The sequence below is a fragment of the Rhodococcus parequi genome, assembly GCF_046042785.1.
In the GTDB taxonomy this organism is placed as follows: domain Bacteria; phylum Actinomycetota; class Actinomycetes; order Mycobacteriales; family Mycobacteriaceae; genus Prescottella; species Prescottella parequi.
The window spans coordinates 148861-168137 of the sequence record NZ_JBDLNV010000006.1; the positions used below are offsets into that span (position 1 = coordinate 148861).

22 protein-coding genes are annotated in these 19277 nt (G+C 68.7%); 12 read left to right on the top strand and 10 right to left on the bottom strand.

The features are described 5' to 3' along the window. Positions 1-7 precede the first annotated feature (7 nt). The 4 genes from ABEU20_RS17865 to ABEU20_RS17880 are packed head-to-tail and all read left to right on the top strand — an operon-like array spanning position 8 to position 3504. Entirely contained in the window at positions 8-1387 is a 1380-nt protein-coding gene (locus ABEU20_RS17865) for a flavin monoamine oxidase family protein (RefSeq protein WP_420165720.1), read from the top strand. Position 1388: 1 nt separating this feature from the next. Further along, positions 1389-1889 carry an SRPBCC family protein gene (locus ABEU20_RS17870; protein WP_420165721.1) on the top strand — a complete coding sequence of 167 codons (501 nt, stop codon included), beginning with the start codon at positions 1389-1391 and terminating at the stop codon, positions 1887-1889. A 32-nt stretch (positions 1890-1921) separates the two neighbouring features. Beyond that, the gene (locus tag ABEU20_RS17875) at positions 1922-2848 is read left to right on the top strand and encodes a carbohydrate kinase family protein (protein ID WP_420165952.1); all 927 of its coding nucleotides are present in this window, start codon (positions 1922-1924) and stop codon (positions 2846-2848) included. Beyond that, entirely contained in the window at positions 2845-3504 is a 660-nt protein-coding gene (locus ABEU20_RS17880; protein ID WP_420165722.1) for a class II aldolase/adducin family protein, read from the top strand. Before ABEU20_RS17875 ends, ABEU20_RS17880 begins: the two co-directional genes overlap by 4 nt. Positions 3505-3516: 12 nt before the next feature. Here ABEU20_RS17880 and ABEU20_RS17885 read toward each other — a convergent pair whose 3' ends face one another. Continuing rightward, positions 3517-3711, bottom strand: a complete 195-nt coding sequence (locus ABEU20_RS17885) for a hypothetical protein (RefSeq protein ID WP_420165723.1) — start codon at positions 3709-3711, stop codon at positions 3517-3519. 274 nt (positions 3712-3985) lie between these two features. Between ABEU20_RS17885 and ABEU20_RS17890 the strand changes: the two genes are divergently transcribed. Continuing rightward, complete coding sequence (locus ABEU20_RS17890; RefSeq protein ID WP_420165724.1) at positions 3986-4816, top strand: TrmH family RNA methyltransferase; 831 nt, start codon at positions 3986-3988, stop codon at positions 4814-4816. Positions 4817-4896: 80 nt separating this feature from the next. Here ABEU20_RS17890 and ABEU20_RS17895 read toward each other — a convergent pair whose 3' ends face one another. Then, complete coding sequence (locus ABEU20_RS17895; RefSeq protein WP_420165725.1) at positions 4897-6351, bottom strand: DUF6924 domain-containing protein; 1455 nt, start codon at positions 6349-6351, stop codon at positions 4897-4899. Positions 6352-6469: 118 nt separating this feature from the next. On the opposite strand from ABEU20_RS17895, the gene ABEU20_RS17900 reads away from it, so the two are divergent. Continuing rightward, entirely contained in the window at positions 6470-7084 is a 615-nt protein-coding gene (locus ABEU20_RS17900) for a DUF1109 domain-containing protein (RefSeq protein WP_420165726.1), read from the top strand. A gap of 302 nt (positions 7085-7386) precedes the next feature. Here the strand turns inward: ABEU20_RS17900 and ABEU20_RS17905 are convergent, their stop codons facing one another. Then, positions 7387-8703 carry an ammonium transporter gene (locus ABEU20_RS17905; RefSeq protein WP_420165727.1) on the bottom strand — a complete coding sequence of 439 codons (1317 nt, stop codon included), beginning with the start codon at positions 8701-8703 and terminating at the stop codon, positions 7387-7389. 186 nt (positions 8704-8889) lie between these two features. On the opposite strand from ABEU20_RS17905, the gene ABEU20_RS17910 reads away from it, so the two are divergent. Then, positions 8890-11121, top strand: a complete 2232-nt coding sequence (locus ABEU20_RS17910; RefSeq protein WP_420165728.1) for a DNA polymerase III subunit gamma and tau — start codon at positions 8890-8892, stop codon at positions 11119-11121. Positions 11122-11471: 350 nt separating this feature from the next. Then, positions 11472-11759 (top strand): hypothetical protein, encoded by a 288-nt coding sequence (locus ABEU20_RS17915; RefSeq protein WP_420165729.1) that lies wholly within the window; start codon positions 11472-11474, stop codon positions 11757-11759. Positions 11760-11843: 84 nt separating this feature from the next. Here ABEU20_RS17915 and ABEU20_RS17920 read toward each other — a convergent pair whose 3' ends face one another. After that, a complete protein-coding gene (locus ABEU20_RS17920; RefSeq protein WP_420165730.1) occupies positions 11844-12077 on the bottom strand; it encodes a hypothetical protein in 234 nt (77 codons plus the stop codon). 191 nt (positions 12078-12268) lie between these two features. Here ABEU20_RS17920 and ABEU20_RS17925 point away from each other — a divergent pair, with 191 nt between their 5' ends. Continuing rightward, complete coding sequence (locus tag ABEU20_RS17925) at positions 12269-12421, top strand: hypothetical protein (RefSeq protein ID WP_420165731.1); 153 nt, start codon at positions 12269-12271, stop codon at positions 12419-12421. A 294-nt stretch (positions 12422-12715) separates the two neighbouring features. On the opposite strand, the gene ABEU20_RS17930 is transcribed toward ABEU20_RS17925, so the two are convergent. Beyond that, positions 12716-12931 (bottom strand): hypothetical protein, encoded by a 216-nt coding sequence (locus tag ABEU20_RS17930; RefSeq protein WP_420165732.1) that lies wholly within the window; start codon positions 12929-12931, stop codon positions 12716-12718. Positions 12932-13113: 182 nt separating this feature from the next. Next, positions 13114-13323: a hypervirulence associated TUDOR domain-containing protein gene (locus ABEU20_RS17935; protein ID WP_420165733.1), complete on the bottom strand. Its 210-nt coding sequence runs from the start codon at positions 13321-13323 to the stop codon at positions 13114-13116. Between the two features lie 342 nt (positions 13324-13665). On the opposite strand from ABEU20_RS17935, the gene ABEU20_RS17940 reads away from it, so the two are divergent. Continuing rightward, positions 13666-14793 carry an alpha/beta hydrolase family protein gene (locus tag ABEU20_RS17940; RefSeq protein WP_420165734.1) on the top strand — a complete coding sequence of 376 codons (1128 nt, stop codon included), beginning with the start codon at positions 13666-13668 and terminating at the stop codon, positions 14791-14793. Positions 14794-14920: 127 nt separating this feature from the next. Here ABEU20_RS17940 and ABEU20_RS17945 read toward each other — a convergent pair whose 3' ends face one another. The 4 genes from ABEU20_RS17945 to ABEU20_RS17960 form a co-directional block, all read right to left on the bottom strand. Beyond that, complete coding sequence (locus tag ABEU20_RS17945) at positions 14921-15631, bottom strand: histidine phosphatase family protein (protein ID WP_420165735.1); 711 nt, start codon at positions 15629-15631, stop codon at positions 14921-14923. Positions 15632-15877: 246 nt separating this feature from the next. Further along, a complete protein-coding gene (locus ABEU20_RS17950) occupies positions 15878-16333 on the bottom strand; it encodes a GNAT family N-acetyltransferase (protein ID WP_420165736.1) in 456 nt (151 codons plus the stop codon). A 64-nt stretch (positions 16334-16397) separates the two neighbouring features. Next, a complete protein-coding gene (locus ABEU20_RS17955) occupies positions 16398-16892 on the bottom strand; it encodes a dioxygenase family protein (protein WP_420165737.1) in 495 nt (164 codons plus the stop codon). Between the two features lie 53 nt (positions 16893-16945). Continuing rightward, a complete protein-coding gene (locus tag ABEU20_RS17960; RefSeq protein ID WP_420165738.1) occupies positions 16946-17887 on the bottom strand; it encodes an AraC family transcriptional regulator in 942 nt (313 codons plus the stop codon). 185 nt (positions 17888-18072) lie between these two features. Here ABEU20_RS17960 and ABEU20_RS17965 point away from each other — a divergent pair, with 185 nt between their 5' ends. Continuing rightward, positions 18073-18441: a YbjQ family protein gene (locus tag ABEU20_RS17965; RefSeq protein WP_420165739.1), complete on the top strand. Its 369-nt coding sequence runs from the start codon at positions 18073-18075 to the stop codon at positions 18439-18441. Between the two features lie 139 nt (positions 18442-18580). After that, positions 18581-19276, top strand: coding sequence for a hypothetical protein (locus ABEU20_RS17970; protein ID WP_420165740.1), 696 nt, complete (start codon positions 18581-18583; stop codon positions 19274-19276). Position 19277 lies beyond the last annotated feature (1 nt).

Here is a 19277-nt window from a genome sequence, read left to right on the forward strand (position 1 = left end):
GGTGACCGTGGCATCGACAACCGATGTGATCGTGGTCGGTGCCGGACTGGCGGGGCTGACGGCAGCCCGCCGACTCATGGACGCGGGGCTGACCGTGCAGGTCGTCGAGGCGCGTGACCGCGTCGGTGGGCGCACGCTCAATCACGACCTGGGCGACGGCCGGATCGTCGACTCCGGCGGCCAGTTCGTGGGTCCGACCCAGGACCGTGTCCTGGCGCTGGCCAAGGAACTCGAGGTCGAGACCTTCCCGACCTACGATCAGGGGCTGAGTACCTACGTCAAGAACGGCAGCGCCCGACGGTTCACCGGTGACGTCCCCCCGGACGTGGCCGCGCTGGCAGACGTGGGTGCGGTGATGCTGCGCGCCAACCGGACGGCCCGGTCGATTCCGGTGGACGAGCCCTGGAAGGCGCTCGGCGCCAAAGCTCTCGATTCCCAGTCGCTGACGACCTGGATTCGGCGCGGCGCGGTCACCGACGGGGGGCTGGACCTTCTCAACATCCTGCTGGGCTCGGCCTTCGGTGGGTCCGCCACCGACGCGTCCGCCCTCTTCGGCCTGTGGTACGTCGCCGGTGCAGGCAACGAATACACCGCAGGCACCCTCGACCGGATGATCGGAGTGCTTGGAGGAGCCCAGGATTCACGATTCCACGGTGGCGCCCAGATGCTCTCGCTGCGGCTCGCGGAAGACCTCGGCGATGCGGTGGCGCTCGGTCACCCGGTGCGGCGAATCGAGCAGGACGATCACGGAGTGCGCGTGGTCGGCGACAACGCGCAGTGGCGTGCGAAGCGCGTCGTCGTGGCCGTTCCGCCGACGCTCGCCTGCAGGATCTCGTGGGATCCGCTGCTCCCGGCCCAGCAGGACGCACTCTTCTCCCGCATGGCACTCGGCACACTCTGCAAGATCGAGGCCGTCTACTCGGAACCGTTCTGGCGCAAAGAAGGACTGTCCGGGCAGGGAGTCTTTCGGGATCCGACCTCGCCGGTGTGCTCGATGTTCGACAACTCCCCACCGGACGGCGGCCCCGGCATCCTCATGGGCTTCGTCGGCGGCGCCCAGTGGCGGCGATGGGTGTCGTTGCCCGCCGGTCAGCGCCGAGGAGCGGTCCTCCGGGCGTTCGCCACGGTGGTCGGGAAGCGGGCCCTCGCCCCCGTCGACTGGATCGAACAGGACTGGACCAAGGAAGAGTGGACGCGCGGCGGCCCGACATCGGTGCTCGCGCCCGGCGTCCTCACCGAACTGGGGATGTGGCGCGACGTGCCCTTCCGGCGCGTGCACTGGGCCGGTGCCGAGCACTCGCCGTACTGGAACGGGTACCTCGACGGCGCCGTCCGCTCCGGTGAAATGACTGCCGCCGAAGTGGTTGCGGCCGAGGGGAAGATGTGACATGTCCAATCGTTTCGTGATCAGCGCACAGCGCGTTCTCGCCGCCACACTCGACGAGGTGTGGGAACTGACGTCGGACACCGGCCGCTGCGGCGACTGGGTGGTGAGCGTCCGGGAGGTGCTCGAGCACCACGGCCCCGCGACCGTCGGCAAGTCGTACCGCGAGCGTGTCACGTCGGTCGGTCCGCTGACGTCGCGCGCCGAGTGGACCGTCCGAACTCTCGAACCCAAGACGCTGCGAATCGATTCCGGGGTGGGCCTCGCACCACTGCGCGACGTCGTCAACATCTTCCGGTTCGAGCCGATCGGTGACGCCGCCACCTCGATGACCTACGAGTTCCACTTCACGCTGGGGCCGGCCCCGCTCGGCGCCCTCGTCCACAAGATCCTCCGCTCCTCGATGGCCGCCGCGTTCGACGAATCGATGCGCGCACTCGAGACGGTGATCCTCTCAGAACGTCCGACACAGCAGGAACTCCGGGAAGGGAACGAAGTCCGGTGACGACAACGAGGACGGCAGATTCCGTGCGGGCGATGATGTTGGGCGTGCATGTGCTCGACACACTGGTCCGGCCGGTGGAAAGCATTCCCGAGGGCCAGGGCGGTGCCCTCGTCGAACAGATCGCCATCTCCCCGGCCGGCACGGCGGGTGGGACGGGCCTCGTCCTGTCGCGTCTGGGGGCGCAGGTGCGCGCCGCCGGGGCGATCGGCGACGACGTGGTGGGCGAGATGCTCACCATGCTCCTCGAACGCGAGGGCGTCGACACCTCACTGCTGCACCGGATCGCCGGTGCGCAGACGTCGGCCTCGGTACTTCCCATCCGTCCGGACGGCTCACGCCCCGCACTCCACGTGGTGGGTGCGAATCAGTTCCTCGGCGAACATGTTCCGTGGGACGAACTGGCGGGGGCCGACATCGTGCACCTGGGGGCCGTGGAGTTCTACGGCGGCGACCTCGGTGCACAGATCCTCGGACGGGCACACGAGCACGGTGCGATCACATCGGCGGACAGCTTGGCGCAGGGCCTGCCCGGAGTCCTCGACTACATCCGGGCGGCGCTGCCGCACATCGACTACCTGCTGCCCAACGACGAGCAGGTGATCGGGTGGACCGCGGCGTCGTCGTTGCATGAGGGCTGCGAACGCCTGCTGGAACTGGGCGCCCGGTGCGTCGTCGCCACGGCAGGAGCGGAGCCGACGGTGGTCGCCACCGCGGACGGCATCACGGAGGTGCCGGCGTTCCCGGTCGACGTCGTCGACACCAGCGGTTGCGGCGATGCGTTCTCGGCCGGGTTCCTGCGGGGCATCTCGCTCGGACTCGACGTCGTCGGCGCCGCAGAGTTCGGCAACGCCACCGCCGCGCACACCGCGCAGGGGCTCGGCAGCGCCTACGGGACGTACGACGCGGACACGGTGCGCGCCTTCATCGCGGCGCGGCGCCCGGCCGAGGATCTCGGATGACGAGCCCCGGTGCGTTCACCGAGCTGCGCGCGTCGGTCGCCGACACCGCCCGGCAAGTTGCCGCGCGCGGCCTGGTGCTCGGGAGCGCCGGCAACGTCAGTGCCCGGGACGGCGACGTGGTCGCGGTCACCGCGACCGGTGTGCACCTGATCGACGCGACCGTCGACGACATCACCGTCGTGGACCTGGACGGCCAGCTGATCGAGGGCGCGTTGCGCCCGACGACCGAGCTCGAGATGCACCTCGGTATCTACCGGTCGACCGCGAACACCAGTGTGGTCCATGCTCACTCGACATCTGCGGTCGCGCTGTCGTTGGTGACCGACGAGCTGCCCCCGGTGCACTATCAGCAGCTGCTGCTCGGGGGCGCCATCCCCGTGGTCCCGTTCGCGGCGTTCGGGAGCGAGCAACTCGCCACGTCGACGGTCGAGGCGCTCGCGCACCACAACGCGGCGATCCTGGCGCACCACGGCTCCGTGGCGGTGGGCCAGTCGCCGACCGAAGCGCTCGACCGAATCGTGCTGTTGGAGTGGCTGTGCGAGGTCTACCTCCGCGCCGCGGCGGTGCGGCAGCCCCGCGCGCTCACGCCCGCCGACCTGCAATCGGTGATCGAGATGGCGATCGCGACGCAGTACGGGGAGAAGCGCCGCGTGTGAGCGGCGGACGCGTCAGCCGGGCGGTGCGACGTACTCGAGCGCGATGTCGTCCGGGACGGGGGAGGGCAGGCCCGAACCGTAGACGGCGGTCGTGATGCCGCCGCCTTGATGACTGAGCTCGGGATAACGGATTCCGAGGTGAAGGATGGGGCCGATCGGAAGCGCGCATCCCGCGGCGGATTCACGACGCGAATCTGGCTCGATCACGTTGAGCTGGGCAAGGCGCAAAGACGTAGCACGACAGCCTGGCCGGCAGTAGGTAGACGGATGGTTCGTTGCCGCCGCTATACCTCTCGTCAGGTAGGCGTCGGCCCGCGATCGTCGAACTCATCGCTCTTGGCGGCATGCTTGGCGCGAAGGGCCTCGAGTTGGGCAGACTTGGCCGCAGCCCTGCGTTCGTGGTGGATGCTGCTTGTGTGGCGTCGGTCAAGCAAAGGAGAACTGAGCTGCAATGCAGCACGGCTGCTCATAGGGTGTCGGCATGTCGCCGGTCCTCAAGATCACCACGCGTAACGCCCGTTTCCAGCAATGGCAGTCGCTTCTGTCGAACCGCAACAAGCGGCAGCGCTTGCGCGCGTTCGTCGTACAGGGGGTGCGGCCCATCACGGTTGCGCTCGACCGAGGATGGGCTGTCGAGGCCATCCTCTTCGATCCAGATCGCCGACTATCCGAGTGGGCGCGGAACGTGCTGGAGATTGCTGGAGGTGAGCGCTTCGCCCTCTCCCGCGAGTTGATCGCGGAACTCGGCGAGAAGACTGACGACGCCCCAGAACTCCTCGCAGTGATGTCCCTTCCCGGGGACGACCTGGGGCGCATCCCTGTTGCACAAGACTTCCTCGGTATTGCCTTCGACCGGCCCACTAGCCCCGGCAACCTCGGCTCGGTCATCCGATCCGCAGACTCGTTCGGTGCGGCAGGTGTCATAGTGACCGGGCACGCGGCCGATCCGTACGACGGTGCCGCCGTGCGGGCGAGCACGGGATCGCTGTTCGCCGTACCGACAGTTCGAGTCTCGTCCCCAGCAGACGTCCGGGACTGGGTCGAGTCCCATCGCGCCGAAGGCGTTCCCATCCAGATGGTCGGAACGGACGAGAACGGCGACGCCGACGTCTACGACGTCGACCTGACCTTGCCGACGCTGCTCGTCGTCGGAAACGAGACGACTGGCCTGAGCGCGGGATGGCGCGACGGTGTCGACCGACTGATACGCATCCCCATGACAGGCTCGGCCAGCTCCCTCAACGCCGCCAACGCGGCATCCATCGTGCTCTACGAAGCCATGCGACAGCGCCTCCGTCAGCCAGTGGGGTAGTTGCCCGAGCTGACCGAACGGCATGCCGTGACGAGGTAGGTGAAGGCACTCACCGGGGCGTACACGCAGATGGGCCTCGGTCAGAAACCTCGGTGGACGCCGTCCTGGTCGGCGGACTCGACGAACTCGTCGAAGTCCATGTTGCTGATGGAGAGGTTGTTTTCGATCGACCACATCTGAGACGGGATGACGCGGACGGTCTGGCCACGCGTGCTGCCGAAGTCCTCGGGGCCGGTGTCGACGGCAAGGATCGGGTGTTCGGGGTCGGTGATGGTGGTGTGGTCGGCGAGGAAGACGTAGTACGGCGGATGGTCCCCGATGCGCTCGAGTAGGTCGGGGATCGACAGGCCGTTGTTCTCGGGATTGTCGATGCAGGTGAGGCACGCCGAGAAGTCCGAGTTCTCGCCTTCTCCCGGTGCCATTGCGGCGGCGGCTGCTTCACGCCACTTCGAGTCGTCACCGAAGTCTGTTCGAATCAGGAGGGAGTCGCCGCCGTCGCCGCCGAGGTAGTCGTCGAGTCGACGTCCGGTCCCGAGCATCCGGGTCAGTTCGGCGTCGGCCTGTTCGGCGGCCTCCAGATCGATTGCCTCGCGAATTTGATCGGCCGGGGCGGAGGGCAGATCCGCGGGAATGATCGAGGCGATGATGCGTTCGCAGTCGCCGGTGTCGATCGGCGTGTGACCGCGGATCTCGTAGGTCCACGGGCCGACCGTGGCGCGGTGCAACAGTGGGGTACGGGTGCTCAATTCGCCTGCAGGATCGCCGAGTTCGGTCACCCATTGTCGCAGCGTGAAATCCTGGTACCTGGGCATGATCTCCTGATTCAATGCCCCGGTGCGTGGATCGCCGTCGATGGGTCGGGCCTGGATAGTTCCGGGGGTCCAGGTGACCTCCGCGGCCGGAATCTGGGACAGCGCCTGCATCTTCGCTTCGTACTCACGCTGACCTGCGTTGGCGAGGTCCTCCTCGTCCCGGGTGGGTCCGGTCCAGGTGAACGACGCAGGGTCGAAAGGCTCGTCGATCACGGGGTTGGAGAGTTCGAGCACGGTCCCGGACGTCGATCGGGACAGTGCGACACCGGTTTCCGCGTCGATGACGTAGGTGATAGTGCTACCGGGCTGGTTGGTGAGCTGGTTGGTGAGCTGGTCGGTAAACTGCACTTCCCAGCCGGTGCGGCCGCGCACGTCGACCTGGCGCGGCGCGGTGGGATAACCCAACTGTGCGGGAACACCCCGCTGTGGCAACCACATCGAATGCGCCTGCAGGAGGAGGTGGGGCGCGTCGCCGGTCATCATCACCCACCGATGCGGGGACTTCACCACATGCACCATGACTCCGTCGTCGCCGCGGCGGTACTCGTCAGTCGCGTTCTCGATGTAGGTGACCTCACCGGAGGCGTTCTCGATCCGCCACGAGGTCGGCGGCTGGAACCATACCTTGCCCGTATGCGTGCCGTCGGCCCACATCTCGGCGCGCACCGATCGGCCCATCGTGCTGTAGCTCAACCCGCGTACCCGCGGCCAGGTCATCGACATTCGCCCAATGTATCGGTCTCCCCTCGGAACTCGACCGCACGCGTCTCCGCAGGTGTCCATGTAGGGCCGTCGCACGAATGCAGTGCGGGCTCGCGGAGTGCGACGCTAGGTTGACCAGATGAGCGAAATGTCCGTGGACGGGAAGCGGTCCCGTGCCCGCAAGCGGTACCGGCCGCCGGGCGTGATCCTTCCTGTTGTTGCGGCTCTCGCGGTCATGGTGTTGTTCTGCCTGCACTACGGGTGGTGGCCATCGCGCTTCGGAACCTCGAGCTGGGCCGAACCCCTTCTTTTCTTTCTCGGGGCACTGCTGGTCCTCGTCGTCGTGGGCCTGATCTGGGCGGTCCGCACGCTGATCTATGCCGTCGAGGAACGACAATGGTCGTGGTGGATTCTCCCGGTTCCGGCCGTCGTGCTGGTTGCCGTCGCGGTCGGCAATCTCGTCCCGCCGATGGCTTTCGAGGACGTCCGGCCGGAGTTCGAGGATGCGGCGCAGGAACTGCTCGCAGGCCCCGACCAGACCCGGGAGAACCTGGAGATCGGAAGGTTCGACATCGATAAGGCGTTCAAGGGGAGCGACGGAACGGTCTACTTCCGCGAGGAGTCTTGGTTCGGCTTCGGAAGCAGCAGCGGTTGGGTCTACTCGCCGAACGGTCAACCCGTAGGTTTCGGCGACTTCTCGTCCACCCTCATCGATGGCCCCTGGTACGAGTACACCGAGGTCTACACAGGCTAGGACGTAGTCGGCAGGAGTCCTCCAGACTCGACACGTCGGCAGCCGGCTACGCTGCCAAAACACGATTACTGTGACCGGTCATAGTGGCGGCCTCTGCGCACCACTACTGACATCCGTGCAGTCGACTCTGACCTGACAACCGCGACCCGCGCCATCTGGGCCGGAGTCCTCCGGAAACTCATGTCGGAAATCTCGACGTCGAAGAGTCGTCCGTCGGTGGGTTGCGGAGCTGTCTCGCCTGTGCCACAAGGGTCGCCGCCGTATCGCCGCGAGTCACACACCAGGCGCCCTGGAGGCGGTGGTCAGACCGCGTCGGACTCCGGCTCCGGACGCTGCCGCGGCCGCTCGTGCTCCCGCGCGAACGGCCCGGTGGGCGCGCCGTGGGCGAGGACCGCGTGCTCGTAGGCCGACTCGGCGTGCAGGGCGAGATCGATGCCCGACGTCTCCTGTTCTGCGGTGACGCGGAATCCGACGAGCCGGTCGACGAGCTTGCCGAGGCCGTACGTGACCCCGAAGGCGTAGAGGCCGACGACGGCGACCGCGAGGATCTGCTTGCCCAGTTGGGCGAACCCGCCGCCGTAGAACAGGCCCTCGACGCCGCCGGTCATGACCTCCGAGGCGAGCAGCCCGATGAGCACGGTGCCGACGATGCCGCCGACGAGGTGCACGCCTACGACGTCGAGCGAGTCGTCGTAGCCGAAGCGGAACTTCCAGCCCACCGCGAACGAGCAGACGGCGCCGGCGACGACACCGATGACGGCGGCGCCGACCATGCCGACCCATCCGCACGACGGGGTGATCGCGACGAGACCGGCGACGACGCCCGACGCGGCGCCGAACGTGGTGGGGTGGCCGTCCCGCTTCTGCTCGACGAACAGCCAGCCCAGCAGGCCGGTGCAGCCGGCGACCAGGGTGTTGAGGAACACCGCGGCGGCGGTGCCGTCGGCGGCCATCGCGGAACCGGCGTTGAAGCCGAACCAGCCGAACCACAGCAGGCCGACGCCGAGCAGGACCATCGGGAGGTTGTGCGGCCGCATCGGCTCGTTGCGGAATCCGAGGCGCGGGCCGAGCACCAGCGCCAGCGCCAGGGCGGACGCGCCGGAGACGATCTCGACGACCAGGCCGCCCGCGTAGTCGAGCACACCGAGCTTCGAGATCCAGCCGTCCGGCCCCCACACCCAGTGCGCGACCGGCACGTAGACCAGCAGCGCCCACACCGGGACGAAGAACATCCACGACGAGAACTTCGCCCGGTCGGCGATGGCGCCGCTGATCAGCGCGGCGGTGAGGATCGCGAAGGTCAGCTGGAACGTCGCGAACAGGAACTCGGGCACCCCGGAGCGGGCGGTGTCCGGGGTGATACCGGCCATGCCGAGGTGCTCGAGCCCGCCGATCAGCCCGCCGCCGACGTCGTCGCCGAACGCCAGGCTGTAACCCGCGACCAGCCACACCACCGTGACCAGCGCGATCGAGACGAAACTCATCATGATCATGTTGAGGACGCCCTTGGACCGGACCATGCCGCCGTAGAAGAGGGCCAGGCCGGGCGTCATCAGCAGAACCAGCGCGGTGCTGATCAGCAGCCACGCGGTCGTCGCGGGATCGATCGTCTCGAGCATGTGAACTTCTCCTCACCGGCGGGGTGTCACCGCACGCGAGAAATGACGATCGCGTCCTGCAGTTTCGGCGGCGGGGCGTCCATGTTGCTTCTGTGTTTCGGAAATCTCTCGACGCCCGACGGGCGGGATCCGAGTGGGGCGTCACTCCTGCGACGAACTGTCGCCGGTCGCCGGTAGTCTTTCGCCGTGGCCCTGTACCGGAAATATCGACCAGCTTCGTTCGCGGAGGTGGTGGGTCAGGAGCACGTCACCGAGCCCCTGAGCACCGCACTCGACGCCGGACGCATCAACCACGCCTACCTGTTCTCGGGTCCGCGCGGCTGCGGCAAGACGTCGTCGGCCCGCATCCTGGCGCGCTCGCTCAACTGCGTGCAGGGGCCCACGTCCAGGCCGTGCGGCGAGTGCTCGTCGTGCATCGCGCTCGGCCCCGGCGGGCCCGGCAACCTCGACGTCATCGAGCTCGACGCCGCCAGCCACGGCGGTGTGGAGGACACCCGCGAGCTGCGCGACCGCGCGTTCTACGCGCCCGCGGAGTCGCGGTACCGGGTGTTCATCGTCGACGAGGCCCACATGGTCACCACGGCGGGTTTCAACGCGCTGCTCAAGATCGTCGAGGAGCCGCCGGAGCACCTCATCTTCATCTTCGCGACCACCGAACCGGAGAAGGTGCTGCCGACCATCCGGTCGCGCACGCACCACTACCCGTTCCGGCTGCTCGCGCCGTCGACCATGCGCGGGCTGCTCGAGAAGATCTGCGCGCAGGAGCACGTCCCGGTCGAGGACGCGGTCTACCCGCTCGTCATCCGCGCCGGTGGCGGCTCGCCGCGTGACTCGCTGAGCGTGCTCGACCAGCTCCTGGCCGGCGCCGGCGACGAGGGCGTTCGGTACTCGCGGGCGCTCGCGCTGCTCGGCGTCACCGACGTCGCGCTCATCGACGAGGCCGTCGACGCGCTCGCCGCGAACGACGGAGCCGGTCTGTTCGGCACCGTCGACAAGGTGATGGACGCCGGGCACGACCCGCGGCGCTTCGCTGTCGACCTGCTCGAGCGGTTGCGTGACCTCATCCTCATGCGGGCCGTGCCCGACGCCGCCGAACGCGGGCTGGTCGACGCGCCCGGCGACGTGCTGGACCGGATGCGCGAGGAGGCCGAGCGGATCGGCCCCGCCACCCTGGCCCGCTACGCCGAGTTGGTGCACGACGGTCTCGGTGAGATGCGCGGCGCGACGGCGCCGCGCCTGCTGCTCGAGGTGATGTGCGCGCGGATGCTGCTGCCGTCGGCGACGGACGCGGAATCGGCTGTGCTGCAGCGACTCGAGCGGATCGAGCAGGGCGTCGTGATCGCGCCGACGTCCGGCGGTGCGCCCGCGGGTGCACCCGCCGCGGCGCCGCGTCCGGCTGCCGCCGAAGAACCGGCGTCCGGCCCCGTGTACCAGCGCCCGTCGCAACGTCGCGAGGCGGAGGCCCCTCCGTCCGCCCAGCAGGCGCCGCCGGAGCCGGTCCAACCGGAACCCCCGCGACGGCCGGAGCCGGAACCCCAGCCCGAGCCCGAACCCCAGCCCGAGCCGGTGGCTGCGCAGCCCCCGGCGGAGGTCCCACCACCGGCGCCCGTCCGCGAACCGGCGCCCGTCCGCGAACCGGCGCCCGTCCGCGAACCGGCGCCCACGCCGGAGCCGGCGGCACCCGAACCGGTCCGCCAGGCCCCGGCGCCCGTGCCCGTTCCGTCCGAGCTGGTTCCGTCCGTGCCCGATTCCGAACCCGAGCATGCGGCCGTCGTCGAACCGGAACCCGTTCCCGTAGACCCGGTTTCGTCCGGCCGCCCGGATGCTGCCGCGGTCCGCGCGGTGTGGTCCGAGGTGCGCGCCAAGGTTCGGGAGCGGAGCCGGACCGTCGAGGTGATGCTCTCCGGTGCCACGGTGCGTGCGATCGACGGTGATCGGCTGGTCCTCGCGCACGACTCCGTTCCGCTGGTGAAGCGTCTCGTCGAGCAGCGCAACACCGAGGTGATCCGTGCGGCCATGCACGACGTCTTCGGTGGCGAGTGGGACGTGACGTGCGAGCACGGGTCGGCGCCGGCGCAGCAGGCGCCCACCCAGGCGGCTCCGCAGGTGAAAGCTCCTGCCGCACCCAAGTTCTCACGACCGAGTCAGGGGCGGTCCGCGCCGGCGGCGCCGCCGCGGCCGCCGGCCCCTCGCGACGACGACATCCCGCCGCCCGAGGCGCCGGACTACCCGGACGATCCCGGCCCGCCGCCGGCCGACTTCGACTACGACGCCCCGCCTCCTCCCACGACCAGGGAGGACGAGGAAGAGATGATGGCAGAGGCCGCCGTGCCCGTCGATCAGGCGAGCCGACGCGACCCCGAGGAGATGGCGGGCGAAATGCTCGTCGAGGTGCTCGGGGCGCGGAAGCTCGACTGACCGCGGGTCAGCGACTCCGGACCGGGGAGAGGTCGACGTCGATGGGCGGGACCAATCGGCGCAGTGTGCCGTCGAAGGCAGTTGCGCCCGGATACGTCGTCTGCTCGGGCCGGTACAGCCCGCCCGTGTCGCCACCGTGACCTGCCGGCGCCTTCGGATCCGAGCGGACCTCGGGCCGGTGCCCGAATCCGCTCCGCAACAGTCAGAAGGGCGCTGCAGCGATGCATGGTGTTTTCACCGACACCCTGAGCGTATCTGCGACCTGTGCGACAAACGTGATCCACAGGTGATGTCTCTGTGCCCGCCGGAGAGCGATGCTGGAACCCTCACTTTTCGGGAAGGGAGTGGCAATGAGTACTCATCGGCTGCCGCTCGACCGGGCGCACACCACACGTGAGCATTCGGGCGAATCGATCGACGACACACGGAACTGGCCCGGATTCGGTCTGATCGGGCTGGGCATCGCCACTTTGGGGATGGCGTTGGTTGCCGCTGGTTACGGCTTCGAAGGATGGGCAGTCATTGCGGGTGCGGTGTGCGCGGTGTGCTTCATGGCCGGCGCGAGCATCGTCGTTGCCGAACACGCGCACGTGAAGCACATGGAGCACCGGCGCCTGAAAGATCCTCTCGGCCACTGACCGCCGTATCCGCACGCGCCCGGAGACACTGCTGCTGGGGCGGCGATGGAGCCAGCAGCGAGCGATCGTCTGTCTTCTCGCGTGTCAGGAACGAGAAAGACGTTCGGACAGCAGAGCTTTGCCCTCTTCGCCGCCTTTGCGGCTGGCGGCCTTAGCCCTGCGGAAGAAGTCAGCGAGGTCGGTGTCGCCGCCGCGCTCGGCGTCTTGGATGTACTTCTCGAGTCGTAGGGCGTTGCTCAGTGATGCCTCGACGAACCAGATGAGGTTGTAGTCCTTGTCCGCCGTGCCGGTGACCGATCCGGTCTCTTCGTTCGTCATGACCCTGTGCCTTTCGTCTGTCGGGTGGCACCTGCACCTCGCCCGCTGTGCCCGGCGGGTACCCAGTGTTCGCGCGATGAATCCGCGGTGCGTGCGCTAATAGACCGATAGGCGTGCAGTGAAGTCCGCCGAACGCTGTCCTGGCGTCGTCGGTGTTGTGTCGGTCGACCATCTACGGCAGCGTGTATGCCGTGCCCACCCGAGTAGCAGTGCAGGTCGCCTGTGTCACCGCACTCGCGGCGTTGGGAACGATGCTGGTGGTGGTCGGAGCACTCGGATCGGGCGCCGTTTGCCTGGGCGGCGCCATCTGCTGGTTTTGGTACCTGTACCGCGACGCCGTGTGAACGGGGTCGGTCCGCTCCTACTGTATGGACTCGCCTCGAACCCGCGGGTTCCAGCGGTCGATCGATTCAGCCACTTCGGCACTCCTCGAACCTGCTCGCGAGGTCCGCGTCTGCGGTCATGCTCGAATTGTGCCGCAGCACCTGCGCCGACCCGTCTGACAGCGGGGGAGCTGCGGGCATCCTCAGTGGGTGCGCTCGCGCACCTGGTCGACCGCTGCCGCGATCGCCATGGAGACCACTGGGCCGCGGCCGGTGGTACGGCCTTGCGGCTCCCCCGGTCACTTGTCGGGCAGGTCAGCGTCCGGACGTGTCCGTGGAGTGCTCGGAACTCTTGCCCTTGCGCTGACGCCGGTTCAACAAGTTCGACGTGCCGAGTAGGGCTTTCGACGTCTTCGTCGGGCTGCCCTTGCGCTGCTGGATCTTTCGCCCGATGAAGGACAGAACAGCGGTGATCAGGGGTAGTGCCACCGAAAGCGCTACCCATCGGCGCACCGGTCGTCCGAACAGCATCCACATATCTGCTCCTCATCGACTTCGACGAATCACGGGCTCGCCGAGCGCACCCCTCTCGGCACACGCCCGTACGAACCGGAATTCTACGGACCGGCGCCCGTGCGTGCCGGGCTACGACAGCGGTGCGGAGCGGGGAAAGCGAGTGCCTCATCGGGGAGGGCTGCCCCGTCCCGCCCGCGCTACAGCTTGGTCAGCGCCTCCGCCTTGTGCATTGCGGTATGACCGGTCTTGTCGCTTTCGATCTCATACTGAGGATCGCTCTCGCTGCATCGGCGTATGCGGCCCTTGAACTCGACATCGCGGGTGTGTTTCTCGATGATCACGCCCTCGACGTAGCCGGCTTCGGAGTTCCATCGCACGTGATCGCCGACGGAAAGGTCTGATGCCACGTTGTTCCTCCGTTCGGTAGGTGTGTTCGCCAGGCTAGCGGGATCCGCAGTCGGTCGGGGCGGGCATTTTCGAAGCCCCGTGTCCCGAGGTCTGGAGGCAGTCAGTGTTCCAGTCGAAGGGGCTGCGGCCCGGCGCTCGCTCGGTCCGTATCCGGTCGTACTGTGACATGGTCGGGGCATGGTATCGGTAGACGCGAAAGGGAATTCATGACTGCCTGGTGGGTCAGGGCCGTGTGCGTCCTGGCAACCATATTGGTCGCAGGTGCCTCGGGCAGTGTCGCGACGGCCGCCGCGCCTGGCGCGGAGACGACGGGTGACGGGCGACCGGTCGCGGAGGACCCGATGTTTGCAGCGCCCGCGCCGTCGGGCCCGCACGAGGTCGGCAGCACGACCCTGCACCTTGTGGACGAGGCGCGGCCCGACCCGTGGAGCCCGGGACGATCGCGAGAGCTGATGATCACCGTCACCTACCCGGCCGCCCCGAACGCCGACACCCCCCTGGCGCGCTACCTGTCGGCCGAATTTCCGCCGGCCGCACTGCGGTCCGTCGCCGTCGAGGCCGGTCTGCCCATCGATGTGGAGACCCTGCCCGGTCTGCGGACTCACGCCCACCGGGACGCGCGGATCGCCGAGACACCCGAGCGGAGTCTGCCGGTGGTCCTCTATTCGCCCGGGGTCGGAGTGCCCCGAATGTTCGGAACGAGCCTGGTGGAAGATCTGGCGAGCAGGGGGTACGTCGTGGTGTCCATCGACCACACGTACGACGCGCAGGTCGTCGAGTTCCCCGATGGTCGGCTCGAGGTCGCTGCCACGGCGGTCGGCCCCGAGGAACCGGGAGAGTGGGGTCGGAAGGCCCTCGACGCGCGGGTGGCCGACAGCGAGTTGGTACTGGACGAGCTGGCGGCGATGGCGGGCGGCGGCAATCCTGATGCCGAGGGGCGCCCTCTTCCCGACGGGCTCGGTGGGGCACTCGATCTGTCCCGCGTCGGCATGGTCGGGCACTCGCTCGGCGGGGTGACCGCCACCGAGGTGATGAGCCGCGACGCGCGCGTCACGGCCGGCGTGAGCCTCGACGGTTCGGTCGGCTCGGACGCTGGCCCCGGGGTCGACGCGACAGCAGGCTGGGATCGACCGATCATGCTGATGTCCAGCCGCAGCCTGTCCCCAGGGGAACCGGATACGTACTGGAACGCACTGTGGGACAGGAGCAGCGGGTGGAAGCGGCAACTCGAGTTGACCGGCGCCGGACACTACAGCTTCACCGACGTACCCGCCCTCCTGCCGCCGCTTCCGGCGCTGATTGCCGCCGAGGTCACCGGACCTCATCTGGGAACGATCGCGCCCGGCCGCGCGGACGAGATCGTGCGCACTTACGTGGCCGCGATGTTCGATCGGTTCCTGCGCAACGAGCCCTCACCCCTCCTCGAATACAGCCACGAGGCGTTCCCGGAAGTGCGCTACATCCGCTGACTACCGAGGCTGGACACGGGCGTCCGGCACCCCGCCCAGGTGGGGAATCCGTGAACAGCGCTCGAGACACGACTGCGCCCCGGTGCCACGATCGTGTCGGTGACATCCGGGGCGCGGACGGGGTGAATCAGCCGAGGTCCGGGTGGCCGACCCACTCGACGATCGTCCAGCCCTTCTGCGGGCTGCCCTCGAGGGTGACGTGGCCGCCGTTACGCATCGGATCGGTGCCGAGCTTGCTCATGTCGGCGTTGTCGGCGTTCATCATGGACCAGAACATGATGGTGCCGCCGTGCGAGAAGATCACCGGATTGGTGCAGCCGCGGTCCTGCACATTGAGCAGTGCCTGATCGAAGCGGCTGTCGAACTCGTTGCCGTCGATGGAGCCTGGAATCCGTGCGTTCAGGTCGCCGGAGAGCCACTTGATCGGCGCCTGCAGGTAGCCGGACAGCGCCTCGGCCTCCGGGGTGCCCTCGTAGTCGCCTGCCTCGATCTCCCGGAAACCGGGCTGAATGTCGAGGCTCAGGTGTTGGTCGGCGACGGTCGGTGCCGCAGTCTGCTCGGTCCGCACCATGTTGGACGCGAAGCTGCAGTCGAAGTCCTGGCCGGCCAGCTGGGTGGCCAGATTGTCTGCCTGTGTCCGGCCGCGTGGGGTCAGATCGGGTCCGGGCACCTTGGTGTCGACCAGTCCGGAGAGGTTGCCGGCGGACTCGGCATGGCGTACCAGGGTGATGACCATTTCGCGGTCGCTGCTGCCGAAGCTGCTGCCGGAACTTCCGAAGTTGACACCAGCGGACGCGACGCCGGTGGTAGCGGTTGTGGCCGCGACCGCGGTCGCCATCACCGCAATGGATAGTCGAAGAGGTCGGATTCGCATGGGTGGGAAAGCCTTTCGTCGGGGGACACCACTTCGGGTATGCCGAAGAACCGACATCTGGGTGTCGAACATCACAGAAGCAGCTGACCGATGGAACCGACTACGGGGTTTCCCATCCATCGGGAGCCTGCGCGCACCCGACCGCACCCGCATCCTGCGGAGGCGCGAGTGGGGCGGCGAGATGACCGCTTCTCCACGACGCCGGGAGCGTCATCCCCGTGGCAGCGGTGTCTCGGCCATCGAGAAGCGGAGCAGGTTGGATTCGCGTGGTTCGAAGCCGAGCTTCAGGTAGAGCCGGTTCGCGGCGACGCGTGAGCCCCGGGACGTCAGATCGACGGTGCGGGCACCGAGTTCGTCGGCTCGGGCGAGGGCTGCCCGGGTGAGCGCGGCGCCGACCTGCCGACCCTGGGCGGCGGTGTCCACGACGACGTCCTCGATCCATGCCCGGTGGCCGGTGGGGATGGGGAACACGACCAGCGTCAGTGTCCCGACGATCCGGCCGTCCAGCCTGGCGACGAAGAGGGTGTTGGTGGGGCAGCCCAGGACCTTTTCGAGGTACGCCGCGGTGATCGGCGGCGCCGACGTCGACAGCTGCGGTATGAGCGTCGTGCACGCCTGTACCAGCTCGTCGGTGACCTCGGCTGCCTCGCAAATCGTGACCGTCATGTACCGCTCCTCGGGCGTGGTGTCCCGCGTCAGCGTACGCAGGAGAACGGCGCCGAGGAGTGGATCAGCGAACCTCGACGGCGGGTCGCCGCGGCACGGTAGCGAGCGCGAAATCGTAGATTGCCCTGTCGATCCCATCGGATGCCGGGCAGGGGTCGAGGATGACGGACTCGGGCGCGTCGTGCCGGGTCCAGGTGTCCCGTCGGAAGTACAGCCGGGCGGTGGCGGTGCGCATCCGCGGCGCCCGCACGGTGACGTGCAGGTGGGCCGGACGCCACGGGCTCCACTTCTCGTTCGCGATGAACCAGCCCGTCGGTCCGTCCGTCGAAATCTGGTAGGCCACAGGGGTGGTCGTCGCGATCGAGTAGCGGCCGTCGCCGCCGGTCGTCGCCCACGACGTCGCCGATCCGGTGTGCGCGGCGCCGGAGCCGTCGCTGCGGCGGACCTGGACCCTGGCGCCGCGGACGGGTCGTCCGTCGTCGTCGAGGACGCGACCGGTCAGCACCAGCGGACCGCCGTCGGGATCGATCGATGCGATGGGGGCGACGGCGGGTGGCACGCGGGTAGGGAAGCGGGACGCGAAGAGCACTGGGATTCCTTCGGGTGGGCGGGTCAGGAACTGCGGAGCGCCGCGGAGGGCGACGTGCCGAAACGGGTGCGGTAGGCGGCGGCGAAGCGACCGGAGTGGGCGAAACCCCAGCGCAGTGCGACGGCGGCGACGGTGTCGCCCGGTGCCGCCTGGTGGAGGTCGTCGCGGGCACGGACCATGCGGACGTCGGTGAGGTACTCGGTGGGGCTGCGGCCTACGTACTGCCGAAAGCCCTCCTGCAGGCGACGGACACTCACCCCGGCCTTCTCCGCCATCTCGGCGGCGGTCCACGCGTGGGCCGGGTCGTCGTGGAGGGCGTCGATCACCCGCTTGACGATCCGAGGCCGCGTCGCGGCCGACCCCTCGGCGTCGTCGGGCACGGCCGCGAGGACGAACGCGGTGGTGACGGCGCTGAGGATCTGGCCGGCCACCAGATCGTTGTGCAGCAGGCACCGGGGTCCGTCCATCTGGTCGGACAGCGATTCGACGAAACGGAGCCAGGCCGCTCCGGAGGACGTGGACAGATCCACCTGGCCGGGCAGCGGCAGCCCGGGCCGTCCGAGGATGCGGTGCATCTCGCGTTCCAGGTACTCGTGATCGAAACGGACGCCGATGATTTCGCACGACGCGGTCCAGTGCGGCATCCGGGTCGCGACATCGGGTGGGCACACGGTCGCGGTGCCCGGCAGCGACGACACCTCCCGCCCGCCGACCACGGAGTCCAGGCGGCCCGTCAGCGGGATGTTCACGCCGTAGGCGCCGGGGTGATCGGAGTGCACCGATACCTCCCCGCCCCACGCGAGACGCGCGATGCGGACCGGACCGGTTCCGGTGTTGCGCAGGCACGCGTCGCCCATCGGGAAGGGCGTGTGGGGTGTGAGGGTGTGCGGGAAGTAGGCGTCCGCGACCACCTGCGAGACCTCGTCCCAGTCTCGCGTTGCGAGTCCGCCGGCCGGCTTCGGCATCGCTGCCACCTCCCAAACCCGCGTTCGGATGTGCGCATCACGGGTGTATGAGCCAATTGAACGCCGCCGGTCGCCGCGTGGCCAGCGATTCCTGCCGGCCAGCGGGAGTTTGCCGCGCGATCCGGATCGAACCCGCGTTAGCCGGACTCGATCCGGCGGGTATTCGATGCAATAGCCTCGTCGTCATGCTTGTTGTGACAACGAACGACATTCCCGGGTGGGAGATTCAGCGGGTGATCGGCGAGGTCTTCGGACTGACCGTGCGGTCGCGCAACATCGGGTCCCAGATCGGGGCCGGCCTCAAGTCGCTCGTGGGCGGCGAACTGCAGGGTATGACCAAGAACCTCACCGAGAGCCGCAACGAGGCGATGAACCGACTGGTCGGCGAGGCGGCCCAGCGCGGCGGCAACGTCATCGTCGCAATGCGGTTCGAGACGTCCGACCTGGGCGGCAACTGGTCGGAGATCTGCGCGTACGGCACGGCTGCGTACGCGGTACCGGTCACGGACGCCGCCAAGCAGACCGCGGCGGAACTGGGGTACGGACCGCGCTGAGCGCTGTCCCGGGTATTCGGGACACCGGTCCCTGGTTCCCGGGACGTCGGGCGACGGAGCCTGACTGGCGAACGCGGTCACCGTGTTCCGGTGGACGCCGCCCGGCCGGGTGGGCGCACCGCGACCTGTGGGAGCAGCCGTGAGTGCAGTCGAGTTGTCGGAACTGTCGTCCGCCGGGGAACCGGCCGCCGCCGGAAACCGGCCCCGGACGTGGGCGTACGGGGGAGTCGTCGCGGGGTTGGCCGGCGTGATCGGCATCCAGGCCAGCGGATTCATCGACGCCGCCTACGCCGAGGGTGTCGCCGGTGACGCGGTGGCGATCGCCAACCGTCTCGCCGACCAGCGCGCGGCCGTCGTCGTCATGCACGTATCCCTCATGATCGCGGCGCTGCTGATGCTGGTGTTCGCCGCGGGACTGGCGCGCCGGCTCTCCGATCGCCTGCCGGAGGGCACGCTCCTGCCCGCGGTGGCGGGCGGCGGACTGGTCCTCACCAGCGCGGCCTGCCTGCTCGGGACGGGCTTCACCACCGAACTGATCTTCGGTCTCGGCCACCTGGACGAGGTGGTGCCCGAGTACGCGGTGGTGGGGGCGCACTGGATGGGGACCATCCCGTGGCTGTGGGCGGGGGCCGGGGTCAGCGCGCTGGCGGTGGCGTCGGCGTTGCTGCGGCACGGCGCGGGCCCGCGCTGGATCGGGTGGACGTCGCTGGTGCTCGGCGGGTTCACCGCGCTGTTCGGGGTGTCCCCGCTCCAGTACATGGCGGGCTTCACGGGCCCGGTGTGGGTGCTGGTCGTCGCCGCCGGTTTCGCGTTCGGTGACCGGGTGCGGCAGTAGC